The organism is Streptomyces sp. SBT349 (assembly GCF_001083795.1).
Lineage (GTDB): Bacteria > Actinomycetota > Actinomycetes > Streptomycetales > Streptomycetaceae > Streptomyces.
Genome location: NZ_LAVK01000187.1, coordinates 1 through 14,539 on the forward strand (window position 1 = coordinate 1; position 14,539 = coordinate 14,539).

The 14,539-nt window shown below is 75.8% G+C and carries 1 protein-coding gene; it reads right to left on the reverse strand.

Annotated features, from left to right (window positions below):
- The coding region (locus ADY01_RS21735; protein WP_049576268.1) for a non-ribosomal peptide synthetase at positions 1 to 14,539 on the reverse strand (14,539 nt) is incomplete at both ends.

The window sequence follows — 14,539 nt, forward strand, 5'->3', positions numbered from 1 at the left end:
GAGATTTGTATAAGACACAGCAACCCCCCGCCACGCCGCACCAACCCCACACCCGACTGGAACAACCGCTGCGACCGCACATTCCGCTGATCCCCCAAAAACACCGCACCACCCGGAACCACCAACCCAGCCAACGACTCCAACAACCCCGTCAAATACCCCTCATCCGGAAAATACTGAGCCACCGAATTCACCACCACCGTGTCAAAAAACCCAGACGGCAAACCCTCCAGCTCATGCGCCGCCCGCACCTCCAACCGCACCCTCCCCGCCAACTCCTCCCGCTCCTCCACCTGTCCCCGCAACACCCCAATCGCCTCAGGCGAGAAATCCACCCCCCAATACACCTCACACTCCCCCGCCAACTTCGCAAGCAACAACCCACTCCCCACACCAATCTCCAACACCCGACGCGGACGCAACTCCCGAATACGCGCCACCGTCGCATCCCGCCACTCCCGCATCTCCCCCAGCGGAATCACCCCACCCGTATAACTACTCTCCCAACCACTGAAATCCTCACCAAACTCCGCACCCCGCTCCCCGCCGTACATCAGGTCGTAGACCTGCCGCCACTCGTCCACCTGCTCGACGGCCGTGTCGCCTTCCGGCTCGGTGGCCCCGGTTTTCGGCACCACATACGCGACCAGCTGCGGGTCGCCTGGCCGGTCCTCGCGGACCATGACGGCGGCCTGGGCGACCTCCGGGTGGGCGGCGAGGGCCGACTCGATCTCGCCGGTCTCGATGCGGAAGCCGCGCAGCTTCACCTGGTCGTCGGTGCGGCCCACGAACTCCTGGCCGCCGTCCGGCAGCCACCGCACCAGGTCGCCGGTGCGGTACATCCGCGTCCCCGCCGGGCCGAACGGATCGGCCACGAACCGCTCCGCCGTCAGGCCCTGCCGGTTGAGGTAGCCGCGGGCCAGCAGGCCGCCCGCGATGTACAGCTCGCCGGGCACGCCGACCGGGGCCGGCCGCAAGTGCGGGTCGAGCACATACATCCGGGTGTTCCAGGCCGGACCGCCCAGCGTGATGACGCCGGGCCGCAGGTCGTCGCCGGGGGCGATGGCGAACACGCTGCACCCGACGGTGGTCTCGGTCGGGCCGTATTCGTTGTAGACCGTCGCCTCCGGGTTCCTGGCGCGCCAGGCGGCGAGGGCGGAGTCGGTCAGCGCCTCGCCGCCGATCACCAGGTTCCGCGCCGGGGAGTAAGGGGCGGGCAGCGCGTCCAGCAACCGCAGGTGCGTCGGGGTCGCCTTGAGGAAGGTGAGCGGGGCGCCCTGGAGCGCCTCGACGGTCTCCGGGTCCTCCTCCATGCCCGCGACGTGCAGCCGGCCGCCGGAGATCAGCGGCCCGAACAGCGCGGTGACGGTGAGGTCGAAGGAGATCGGCGAGTGCAGCAGCGCGGTGCCGCCCGGCAGCGCCGGGTAGGTGCCCATCGCCCACTCCAGGTACTGGAGCACCGAGATGTGGTTGACCACGACGCCCTTGGGCCTGCCGGTGGAGCCGGAGGTGTAGATGACGTACGCGACGTTGTCCTGCCGCAGCGGGCGCACCCGTTCCGCGTCGGTCAGGTCCTCGGTGGACCGGGCGGCGAGCAGCGCCGCGGTGTCCTCCGCGTCCAGCCACAGGCGCGGCCTGGCGTCGCCGTCCGGCAGTTGGCGGGCGCCCGCCGCCGAGGAGAGAATCAGCGCCGGGCCGGCGTCCTCCAGCATGAAGGCCACCCGCTCGACGGGCTGCCGCGGGTCGAGCGGCAGATAGCCCGCTCCGGCCTTCAGCACCGCCAGCACGGCGACCAGCTGGTCCACCGACGGGGTCAGGGCGATGGCGACCAGTGTCTCGGGTCCCACGCCGCGCTCGGCGAGCAGCCGGGCCAGGCGGTTCGCCCGCGCGTTCAGCCCGGCGTAGTCGAGGGTCGGGCCGCCGCCGATGACCGCGTCGGCGTGCGGGGTGCGGGCGGTCTGGGCCTCGAAGCGGCTGACGAGGGTGCCCTCGGGGGCGGGCCGCCCGGTGGCGTTCCATTCGACGAGCATCCGGTGCCGCTCGTCGTCGTCCATGACCTCGAGCGCGTCCAGCCGGCGGCCCGGGTCGCGGACCGCGTCGGCCAGCAGGCGGGTGAGCCGCAGGGCGAAGCCCTCGACGGTCGAGGGCGCGAACAGGTCGGTGGCGTACTCGACCGAGCCGTTCATGCCGGCCGGGCGCCCGTCCGCGTCGTGAGTCTCTGTGAAGCCGAACATCAGGTCGAAGCGGGCCACCTTCATGCCGACGAACGCCTCCTCGGCCCGCACCCCGGGCAGCTCCACGACGGGCGTGGACTCGTTCTGAAGTCCGAACGCGACCTGGAACAGGGGGTGCCGGGAGGGGTCCCGCTCGGGCTTGAGCGCGTCCACCAGCCGCTCGAAGGGGAGGTCCTGGTGCGAGTACGCGGCCAGGTCCGTGGCGCGGACCCGGGCCAGCAGCTCGCGGAAGGTGGGGTTGCCCGAGGTGTCGTTGCGCAGCACCAGCGTGTTGACGAAGAAGCCGACCAGGTCCTCGACCGACGCGTCAGAACGGCCCGCGACGGGACTGCCCAGCGGGATGTCGCTGCCCGCGCCGAGCCGCGACAGCAGCGCCGCCAGCCCGGCCTGGAGCACCATGAACACGGTGACCCCGCACTGGCGGGCGAGGGCGGCGATGCCCGCGTGGGTCTCGTCGTCGATTCGGAAGACCACGTCGTCGCCCTGGTAGCTGGGCACGGCGGGCCGGGGCCGGTCGGCCGGGAGGAGCAGATGCTCGGTCATCCCGGACAGCGCCTCGGTCCAGAAGGCGAGTTCGCGGTGGAAGAGCCCGTCGGGTCCCGCCTGTTCGTCCAGCAGCTCGCCCTGCCAGAGGCTGTAGTCGCCGTACTGGACGGGCAGCGGCTCGTGGCTCGGGGCGCCGCCGTGTAGCCGGGCGGCGTAGGCGGTGCTGATGTCCCGGCAGAGCGGCCCCATGGACTGGCCGTCCCCGGCGATGTGGTGCAGCACGACGAGCAGCACGTGCGACTCGGGGGCCAGCCGCAGCAGTTCCACGCGCAGCGGCGGCTCGGTGGCCAGGTCGAACAGCCGGCGCGCGGCCGCGGTCAGCGCCGCCTCCACGCGGTCCTCGGTGACCGAGGTGACCGTCAGGTCGACGTGGACGTCGGCCCGGTCGAGCACCCGCTGCCAGGGCACGCCCGCCTCGTCGGGGAAGACCGTGCGCAGCGCCTCGTGCCGGGCCACCACGTCGGCGACCGCCGCCCGCAGCACGCCCGCGTCGAGCGGGCCGCACAGCCGCATGGCGACCGGCATGTTGTAGGTGGCGCTGCTGCCCTCGTACCGATCGATGAACCACAGCCTGCGCTGGGCGTGCGAGAGCGGCAGCCGCTCGGGCCGCGTCCGCGGGGCGAGCGCGGGCCGGGCGGGGCCCGCCTGGTCGAACCAGGCGGCGACGCCGGAGACGGTGGGGTTGTCGAAGAGGACCCGCACCGGCAGCTCCGCGCCGAAAGCGGTACGGATGCGGCCCGCGAGTCGGCTGGCCAGCAGCGAGTGGCCGCCGAGCTCGAAGAAGTCGTCGTCCGCGCCGACCTCCTCGATGCCGAGCACGTCGCTGAACAGGGTGCCGAGCACCTGCTCGGGCACGGTCCTGGCGGCCCGCCCGGCCGCCGCGGGGGCCTGCGGCGCGGGCAGCGCGGCCCGGTCCAGCTTGTCGTTGGGCGTCATCGGCCAGGCGTCGAGCACCACATACGCCTGCGGGACCATGTACTCCGGCAGGACGGCCGCGGCCTCGGCGGCGACGGCGGCCGTGCCGGGCACGGCGCCCGGCTCGGCCAGCAGGTACCCGACCAGCCGCGGGTCGCCCGGCTGGTCCTCGCGGACCAGCACCACGGCCTCCGCGACGCCCTCGGCACGGGCCAGCGCGGCCTCCACCTCGGCGGTCTCGATGCGGAAGCCGCGGAGCTTGACCTGCTGGTCGGCGCGGCCCAGGAACTCCAGCTCGCCGTCGGTGCGGCGGCGGGCCAGGTCGCCGGTGCGGTACATCCGCGACCCGGGCGGGCCGTAGGGGTCGGCGACGAAGCGCTCCGCGGTCAGGTCGGGGCGGCCCGCGTAGCCGCGGGCCAACGGCAGCCCGCCGACGTACACCTCGCCCGCGGTGCCGACCGGGACCGGGGCAAGACCCGCGTCCAGCACCAGCACGCGGGTGCCGGGCAGCGGCGCGCCCAGCGGCGGCCTGCCCGCGGTGAGCGGGCCCGTGGCGGTGGCGCAGACGGTGGTCTCGGTCGGGCCGTAGGCGTTGACCATGGTCCGGCCGGGCGCCCAGCGCTCGACGAGCTCGGCGCCCGCGGCCTCGCCCGCGACCACCAGCGTGGTCAGGCTGGGCAGTTCCTCGTCGCCGACCGCGGCCAGCGGGGTGGGCGGGATGGTGGCGTGCGTGACGCCGTGCTCGGCGATCAGCTGGGCGAGCGCGGGTCCTGGCAGCAGCCGCTCCTTGGGTGCCAGGACCAGCGTGGCGCCGGTGAGCAGCGCCATGCAGATCTCCCACACGGAGGCGTCGAAGCTCGGCGAGGCGAACTGGAGCACCCGGCTGCCGGGGCCCGCTCCGAACCGGTCGGCGTGGGTCGCGGCCAGGTTGGCCAGCGCGGCGTGGGTGACCACGACGCCCTTCGGGCGGCCGGTGGACCCGGAGGTGTAGATCGTGTACGCGGCGTTGGCGGGGCGCGGCTCGCCGAGCCGGTCGGCCGCGGTCAGGTCGCCGTCCGGCGCGGCGGCCAAGGCGTCGCGCACCGCGGGGTCGTCCACGCACAGCCGGGCCATGCCCGGGGCATCGGGCAGCAGCCCCAGGACCTCGCGGGAGGTGACGGCGAGGATCGGGCGGGCGTCGTCCAGCATGAAGGCGATACGGGCCGACGGGTACGCGGTGTCGACCGGCAGGTAGGCGCCTCCCGCCTTGGCGACGGCGAGCACCGCCGTGATCCACTCGACGGACCTGGGCAGCGCCACGGCCACGAACCGCTCGGGGCCGACGCCCTCCGCGACCAGGCGGCGGGCCAGCGCGTTGGCCCTCCGGTTCAGCTCGGCGTAGTCGAGTTCCCGGCCCTCGAAGCGCACGGCGACGGCCCCGGGTTCGCGGGCGGCCACCCGTTCGAAGAGGGCGGCCAGGTGGTCCGCTCCGGCCTCGCCGCGCGGCCCGCTGGCCAGGGCGAGCAGGGCCGCGCGCTCCCGTTCGGTGAGCAGGTCGAGCCGCCCGACCCGCTCCCCCGGGCGCTCGGCGAACGCGGTGACCGTGCGGGCCAGCCGCTCCAGCAGGGCACGCGCCGCCGGGGCGTCAAGGAGGTCGGGCCGGTAGGTGACGCGCAGCTCCAGGCGGTCGCCGGGGAAGGCGTGGAAGACGAACGGGTAGTGGCTGGCGTCCGTGCTCTCGGCCGCGGTGACCTCGAGACCGGACCCGCGCAGGTCGGGAAGGGCCTGCTGGAGCGGGAAGTTCTGGAAGGAGATCACGGTGTCGAACAGCTCGCGGTGGCCCGCGGCGCGCTGAATGTCGGCCAGCCCGAGGTGGTGGTGGTCCAGCAGGCCGACCTGCCGCTCCTGGAGCAGCCGCGCGGTCCGCGCGAGGGTCTGCCCGGGGCGCACGGCGGCGCGCACGGGCAGGGTGTTGATGAACATGCCGACGATGTCCTCGACACCGGGCAGCTGGGCCGGGCGCCCGGAGACGGTGGTGCCGAACACGACGTCGTCGCGGCCGGTGAGCCGGGCGATCAGCACGGCGAGGGCGGACTGCACGACCGTGTTGAGGGTCAGGCCCCGCTCGCGGGCGGCGGCCGTCAGCGCCGCGGTGGCCCGCTCGGACAGGTGGGTCGTCAGCCGGTCGGGGACGGCCACCTCGCGGCGCCCGGCGGGTGCGAGCAGGGTCGGCTCCGCCACCGGGGCCAGCTCCGCGCGCCAGGCGCGCTCGGCGGCGGCGCGGTCCTGCCGGGACAGCCAGGTCAGGTAGTCGCGGTACGCGGCGGGGGCGACGGGTGCCCCGGGGGCGCCGCGGGGGGCCGCGGTCGCCGCGCCGTAGACGGCGAAGAGCTCGGCGAACAGCATCGGCATCGACCAGCCGTCCACCAGCATGTGGTGGTTGGTGAACAGCAGCCGGTGCCGGTCGGCGCCGAGGCGGACCACGGTGAACCGCAGCAGCGGGGCGGCGGCCAGGTCGAAGCGGTGGGTGCGCTCGGCGTCGGTGAGGCGGCGCAGCTCCGCTTCGCGGGCAGCCGGGTCGAGGCCGGTCAGGTCGGCCTCGCGCCAGGGGAGTTCGACGGCGTCCACGACGACGGCGACGGTGTCCCGCAGACCGTCCTGGTGGAACTCGGTGCGCAGGATGGGGTGGCAGCGGATCAGCTCGTCCCAGGCACGGCGCAGCCGCGGCACGTCGAGCGGCCCGGTGACGTCCAGGGTGAGCAGTGAGGTGTAGAGGTCGACCTGTCCCTCGCTGAGGAGGCTCTGGAACATCAGGCCCTGCTGGAGCGGGGCGAGCGGCAGCACGTCCTCAAGGCCGGGGCGGGCGGCCTGAAGGAGGTCGAGCTCGTGCGCGGAGAGCGTCACCAGGGGGAAGTCGGACGGGGTGCGCCCGCCTGTCCGCGGCCGGGCCGCGTGGGCCGCCAGTGCTTCCATGGCCCGCAGCCACGCGGCGGAGAGCTGCTCGACCTCGTCCTCGGCCAGCAGGTCGCCCGCCCACGTCCAGGTCGCGGCGAGCGAGGGACCCGCGGGGCCGTCGTGCGTGACGAGGGTGAGGTCGACGGCGTGCTCGAGCGGCATGTCCGGGTCGGCCGCGCCGAGCGGCCCGCCGGGCCCGGCCGGGGCCCAGTCCCCGCCGCCGGCGCCCGCGAACCGGCCGAGGTAGTTGAAGCCCCAGGGGGCGGCGGGCAGGGCGGCGAACGCCGGGGCGGTGTCGGGGTTGAGGTACCGCAGCAGGCCGTATCCGGTGCCCTCGTCGGGCAGCGCGGCGATCTGCTCCTTGATCCGCTTGATCGCCTCTCCCACCGAAGGGCCGCCGGCGGCGACGTCCTGCCAGTCCAGCGGGCCCGGGTCGAGCCGCACCGGGTGCTGCTCGGTGAACCAGCCCACGGTCCGCGACAGGTCGGCGTCCTCGAAGAGCTGGTGCCGGCCGTGGCTCTCCACGTCGACGAGGGGCCCGTGGCCCTGCTGGCCCCGGCGGCGGCGCCAGTCGGCGACGGCGATCGCGAAGCCGGTGAGCAGCACCTCGGAGACGCCGGTGGAGAACGCGGCGGGCAGCGTCGTCAGCAACGGCGCGGTCCCGTCGGGCGTCAGGGTGGCGGTGAGGGTGCGGGCGGTGGCGGCCACGTCCTTCGCCCGGTCCAGCGGGCGGTCTCCCGGCTGGGCGTCGCCCGCGGCCAGCATGCCGGTCCACAGCGGCAGTTCGCGCCGCGGTCCGGGGGCCGAGGCTCGTTCGGCCAGCCGCAGCGCCCAGGCGCGCAGCGACGTGCCCACCGGCGGCAGCTGCGGCGCGCCGCCGGTGGCGGAACGCTCCCAGGCCAGCGCCAGGTCCTCCAGCAGGATGCGCCAGGACACGCCGTCGACGGCCAGGTGGTGGACGGTCAGCAGCAGCCGCCCCGGCCGGGTCGGACCCGCGTCGAACCACACCGCGTCCCACAGGGTGCCCGCCGCCGGGTCGAGCCTGCCCTGCGAGGCCGGCAGCGCCGCGGCGAGCGCGGCGTCGAAGGCGGCTTCGGCCGCGGAGTTTCCGGCGGCCCCGGCGGCGCCCACGGAACCGGCGGGGTCTGACGAGGCCACCGGCACCCGGCGGATCAGAGCACGGGCGTCCACCGCGCCGGGTGCGCGCACCTCCAGACGCCACGGGCCGTCCTGGTCGTGCAGCCGCAGCCGGAGCGCGTCATGGTGGTCGGTGACGGCCTGGAGGGCCGCCGCCAGCGCGGAACGCGTCGCACCGGTGGGCAGGGCCGCCACGAAGCTCTGCGCGAACCCGGCGACCGGGCCGCCGGTCTCGGCCTGCGCGCGCATGACGGGGGTGAGCGGGACCTCGCCGACCGCGTCGGGGGCGTCCGCGGGCACCGCCGCGGTGACCGGCGTCGCCGAGGCGGCCAGCGCGGCCACCGTGCGGCGGGTGAAAACGTCCCTGGGGCTGATCTCAAGCCCCTCCCGGCGCGCCCGGCTGACCAGCTGGATCGAGATGATGCTGTCGCCGCCGAACGCGAAGAAGTCGTCCTCCGCGCCGACCGAGGGCAGCCCGAGCACCTCGCCGAACAGGCGAGCCAGGGTCCGTTCCGCGGCGGTGCGCGGCGCGCGGGAGGTCACCGCCGCCGTGAAGTCGGGCGCGGGCAGGGCGGCGGTGTCCAGCTTGCCGTTGACGGTGAGCGGCAGCGCCGGGAGGGTGACCACGGCGGCGGGCACCATGTATTCGGGCAGCGCCGAGGCCACATGCGCGCGCAGCAGGGCCGGGTCGAGCCCGGCGCCCGCGGAGTCGGCGGGGTTCGCGGGCACCGCGTAGGCGACCAGCCGGGTCACTCCCGGGGTGTCGGCCCTGGCCAGCACCGCGGCGCGGGCGACGTCCGGGTGCTGAAGCAGCCGGGCCTCGATCTCACCGAGCTCGACGCGGTGGCCGCGAATCTTGACCTGCTCGTCGACCCGGCCGAGGAACTCGAGATGTCCCTCGTCGGTCCAGCGCACCACGTCGCCCGTGCGGTACATCCGCTCCCCGGCGGCGAACGGGTCGGCCGTGAAGCGGTCGGCGGTCAGCGCGGGCCGCCCGGCGTAGCCGCGGGCCAGCTGCGCCCCGGCCAGGTACAGCTCGCCCGCCACCCCGGCGGGCACCTGGCGCAGCGCGCCGTCCAGCACCTGGGCGCGAACGCCCCGCAACGGGCGGCCGACCAGCGGCCGTTCCCCGTCGCGCAGCCGGTGGGACAGGGCGTCGATGGTGTTCTCGGTCGGGCCGTAGTAGTTGCGGGCGGCGGTGGTCCGGTGGCCACGCAGCCGGGCCCACAGGTCCGGGCCCAGAGCCTCGCCGCCGAGCATCAGGACCCGGGGCGCGGTGGCCGGGTCGGCCAGCAGCCCGGCGTCGAGCAGCTCCGCGCAGTACGAGGGGGTGATGTCGAGGAAGTCGACGCCGTGCGCGGCGACATAGGCGACCAGGGCCCGCGGGTCGCGGCGCGTCTCGTCGTCGATGACATGCAGCTCGTGCCCGGCCAGCATCCACAGCACGCCGTCGAAGGAGGTGTCGAAGGACAGCGGCGCCGTCATCGCGGCCCGCATCCGGCGGCCCGCCGCGGCGGCCTCGGGATCGAAGAGGTCCGCCCGGTGCGCGGTGAACAGCGCCAGCAGGTTGCGGTGTTCCACGGCGACGCCCTTGGGCACGCCGGTGGAGCCCGAGGTGTGGATGAGGTACGCGACGTTCTCCGGCGAGACCGGGGCGCGCAGTTCGTGCGCGGCCAGGTCGTGCCCGGGGAACGCGTCGAGGTCGGCCGCGGTGACCGGGTCGTCGGTGAGCACCGGGGACCCCTCCGGCAGCAGTCCCGCCAGGCCGCGGGTGGTGAGCACGGCGACGGGGGCGGTGTCCCGGATCACGAAGTGGACGCGCTCGGCCGGGAGTCCGGGGTCGATCGGCACATACGCCGCGCCGGTCTTGAGCACGGCGAGCATGGCGGTCACGGTGTCGGCGCCGCGCGGCAGCAGGAGGCCGACGGTGCGCTCGGGTCCGGCGCCACGGGCCAGCAGCAGTCGGGCCAGCCGGTTCGCGCGCCCGTTGAGCTGGTGGTAGGTCAGGGTGCGGTCGGCGCCGACCAGGGCGGTCACGTCCGGGGTCCTGGCGGCGTGCTCCTCGAGCAGCGTGACCACGGTGCCCTCGGCGGCGGGCCCGCTCGCGCCGCGGCCGCGGGCCAGCGCGGCCCGCCGCCCGGCCGCGTCGAGCAGCGCCAGCCGGCCGACCGGCCGCTCCAGGTCCTCGGCGAACTGCCGCAGCAGGTGGTGCAGCGCGTCCGCGACGGCCCTGGCCCGTTCGGCGGGCACGAGGTCGGTGCGGTGGCCGACGCGCAGCCGGAGCGCCTCGCCGGTCATCACCGCGACGCTCAGCGCGTAGTGGGTGTCGTCGCGGCCGTCGATGCCGGTCACCCGCAGCCCGCCGTCGGCGGTGCGCAGCGAGTCCGGGTCGAACGGGTAGTTCTCGATCACCAGGAGCGTGTCGAAGAGCTCCCCCAGGCCCGCCAGGCGCTGCACCTCGGAGAGCGGCAGGTACGGGTGGGCCGTCAGCTCGGCCTGCTCGCCCTGGAGGCGGGCGAGCAGCGCGGCGACCGGCTCGCCGGGGTGAACGGCGGCCCGCACCGGCAGCGTGTTGATGAACAGGCCGACCAGCGACGCCACGTCCTCGATCTCCGGCGGGCGCCCGGCGACCGTGCCGCCGAACACCACGTCGCGGGAGCCGGTGAGGCTGCCGAGCAGCACCGCCCAGGCGCCCTGCACCAGGGTGCCCAGGGTGAGGCCGTGGGCGCGGCCCGCCCGCTCCAGCGCGGCGGTCAGCGGCGCGCCCAGGTCCACGGAGAGCTCGGCGATCGCGCCGGGCTCCGGCGGTCCCTCGGGCGCGGCGGCGATCCGCGTCGGCCCGGCCAGCCCGGCCAGGGCCTCGCGCCAGACCTTCGCGGCGGCGGCGCGGTCCTGGCGGGCCAGCCACCGGAAGTAACGGCGGTAGGCGTCGTCGCGGGCGGCGGGCGGGGCGCCGCCGCCCTCGTAGGCGGCGAGGATCGCGCGCAGCAGCAGCGGCACCGACCAGCCGTCGAGCAGCAGGTGGTGGTGGCTGAAGACCAGGGTGTGGCGGTCGGCGGCGGTACGCGCCAGGACGAAGCGGAACAGCGGCGGGCGGGCGGGGTCGAAGCGCGGCTGCCCTGCCAGCACCCGGTCGAGGGCGGCGGCCGCGGCCGGCGCGCCCAGGCCGGTGAGGTCCACCTCCCGCCACGGCACATCGGCTCTCGCCGGCACGAACTGCACGGGCGCGCCCGGCCCTTCGTGCCAGAAGCCGGCGCCCAGCTGCGGGTGGCGCCCGAGGGCCGCGGTCACCGCGGCGCGCAGCCGCTCCGGGTCCGCGGCGCCCTCCAACTCGAAGCGGAACTCCACGGTGTAGACGTCGGGGCGGGCCGTGTCGTACGCGGCGTGGAAGAGCAGACCCTCCTGGAGGGGGGTGAGCGGGAGAACGTCGGCGAGCGGTCCGGCCGCCGCCTCGATGGCGTCGAGCCGGTCCTGGGTGGCGGGCGCCAGCGGTACGTCGTCGGGGGTGATCCGGCCCGGGCCCGGCGCGGCGGCATGGGCGGCGAAGCCCGCAAGCGCGGCCTGCCAGCCCTCGGCGAGGCGGCGGGTGGCCTCCTCGGTGAGCACGTCCCGCGGCCAGGTCAGGACAGCGGTCAGCTCGGGGCCCGTCTCACGGTCGTGCACCATCACGTCGGCCTGGAGCACGTACCTGACCGGCATCGACGGGTCGTCGGCGCCGGTGAGGCCGTCCCGCCCCGGCAGCGGGGTCCAGGGGCGCCGCCCGTCGGAGGCGGCGAAGCGGCCGAGGTAGTTGAAGACGATCTGCGGCGCGCCGTCGCGAAGGTCCCGACCCGGGGTCAGATAGCGCAGCACGCCGTAGCCGGTGCCCGAGCCGGGGACGGCCCGCAGCTGCTCCTTCACCAGCCGGAGCGCGGTCCCGGCGGCGGGCCCGCCGGCGGCGACGGCGGCCAGGTCCGCGGTGCCGGGGTCGAAGCGGGTGGGGAAGACGGAGGTGAACCAGCCGACCGTCCTGCTCAGGTCGGCTTCCTCCAGGGCGTCGCGGCCGTGGCCCTCCAGGTCCAGCAGCACCGCGGACGCCTCGCCGCGTCCGCGGTCGCGCCGCCAGTCGGCGACGGCGGCGGCGAAGCCCGCGAGCAGCACCTCGCGCACGCCGGTGTGGAACGCGGCAGGCACGGCGCCGGTCACCGCGGCGGCCAGCGGCGCGGGCAGGGTGAGCGTGAGCTGCCGCAGCCCGCCTGCCAGGTCGGCTTCCGGGTCCAGCGGACGGTCGCCGAGCCGCGGGTCCTCGGTGGCCAGTACCTCGCGCCAGTACGGAAGTTCGTCGGCGTGGGCGCCCGCGCGGGCGGTCTCGGCCAGGGTGGTGGCGAACGCGCGCAGCGAGGTCCCGACGGGCGCGGTCCGCGGCTCGCGGCCCTCCCGCACGGCCCGCCAGGCGTCGGCGAGATCGGGCAGCAGAATGCGCCAGGACACGCCGTCCACGACCAGGTGGTGCACCACGAGAGCCAGGCGGCCGGGTCGGCCGGGTCCCGCGTTCCACCACACGGCCTGGAGCAGCACCCCGTCCCGGGGCGCGAGGCGCCCGGCGGCGGCCCGGATCTCGGCGGCCACCTCTTCGGTGTCCAACGGCGCATGCCTAGTGGGCAGTTCGCGCAGGCAGTCGGCCGCGGTCACCGTGCCCGGCGCCGCGACCGACAGACGCCAGCCGTCGGCACCGGCACCGGCCTGGGCGAGCAGCGTGGCGCGCAGCGCGTCGTGGCCGTCGAGCAGCGCCTGAAGGGCGGCGGCGAGGTCGGTCGCGGTGGCGTCGGCCGGAATCGGGACGACGACGGCCTGGTGGTACGCGTCGATGGCGCCGCCGCGTTCGCGCAGCCAGTGCAGCACGGGGGTGGCGGGCAGGTCGCCGGTGTCGGGTCCCGCGGCGGTCGGCTCGCGACCGTGCCCGGCGGCGGCGGCCAGCGCCTCGACGGTGCGGCAGCGGAAGACGTCGCGGGTGGCGAAGGTCAGGCCGGCGTGGCGGGCGGCGGCGACGAGCTGGATGGCGGCGATGCTGTCGCCGCCGAGCGTGAAGAAGTCGTCGTCCACGCCGACCCGGGGCAGCCCGAGCGCCTCGGCGACGAGGCGGCACAGCAGTTCCTCGTCGGGCGTGCGCGGCGCGGTCCCCGAGACGGTGGCGGCCACGTCGGGGGCGGGCAGCGCGGCGCGGTCGACCTTGCCGTTGACGGTCAGCGGCAGCGCGGGCAGCGTCACGAACGCGGCCGGAACCATGTAGTCGGGGAGCGCGGCGGCGGCCTGCCTCCGCAGTTCCTCGGCGGCGAGCGCCACGCCGGGCGCGGGGACCACGTACCCGACCAGCACCGGCTGCCCCGGGGCGTCGGTACGGGCGACGACGGTGGCCTGCCCGACGCCGGGGACGGCGGCGAGCACGGCGGCGATCTCGCCCGGTTCGATGCGGAAGCCGCGGATCTTCACCTGGTCGTCGGCCCTGCCGAGGTACTCCAGGGTGCCGTCGGCGCGACGCCTGGCCAGGTCGCCGCTGCGGTACATGCGGCCGCCTGGCGGACCGAAGGGGTCGGCGGGGAAGCGGCTCGCGGTCAGGCCGGGCCGCCCCAGGTAACCGCGGGCCAGTCCTGGCCCCGAGACGTACAGCTCGCCCGCGACGCCGTCGGGCACCGGCCGGAGCGCCTGGTCGAGCAGGAGCAGCCGCAGGTCGGCGAGGGGGCCGCCGATGGGGCTGCTCGCCGTCAGGGCGGGGGCGGTGCGGTCCAGCGCCACCCGCGTGACGTGGACGGTGGTCTCGGTGATCCCGTACATGTTGACCAGGACGGGCGCGTCGTCGGCCCGGTGGTCGTACCAGGCTGCCAGCCGCCGCGGGTCCAGCGCCTCGCCGCCGAAGACGACGTACCGCAGCGCCAGCGAGCGCCGGGGCCGGTCCCGGTCGGCCTGGATCAGCTGGTAGAACGCCGAGGGCGTCTGGTTGAGCACGGTGACGCGCTCGTCGGCGAGCAGCGCGAGGAAGTCCTCGGGCGAGCGGGAGACGTCGAACGGAACGACCACGAGCCGCCCGCCGTGCAGCAGGGGACCCCAGATCTCCCAGACGGAGAAGTCGAACGCGCACGAGTGGAACATCGTCCACACGTCGTCGGGGCCGAAGTCGAAGTCCGCCGCTGCCGCGGTGAACAGGCGCACCACGTTGCGGTGGCTGACCACGACGCCTTTGGGCGCACCGGTGGAGCCCGAGGTGTAGATGACGTAGGCGGGCCGGTCGGGGGTGCTCCCCGCGACGCTCGGGGCCCGCGCCGGCTCCCCGGCCAGCGCCTCGCGCGCCTCCGGGGCGTCGAGCAGCAGGCGGGGCGTCGCCGCGTCCGCGCCCAGGGTCGCGGACGCCTCGGCGGTGGTCACCAGCAGCTCGGGCCTGGCGTCGGCGAGCATGAAGGCCAGCCGGTCGGCCGGGGCTGCCGGGTCCATCGGCACATACGCCGCGCCGGACTTGAGGACCGCGAGCAGCACCGCGACCAGGTCGGCCGAGCGGGGCAGCGCGACGGCGACGCGGCGCTCGGGGCCCGCTCCCAGGCGGACCAGCCGGTGGGCGATGCGGTTGGCCCGCTCGTCGAGCTCGCGGTAGGTGAGGGTGGCGGCGCCGAACGTCAGGGCCGGCGCGTCCGGGGTGCGCCGCGCCCGCTCGGCGAAGATCGCGTCAAGGCCGAGGTCATGGCCGGGGTCGCCGGTCGGCGCGGGGGCCGCGGCGACCGGCGACCCCGGCCATGACCTCGGCC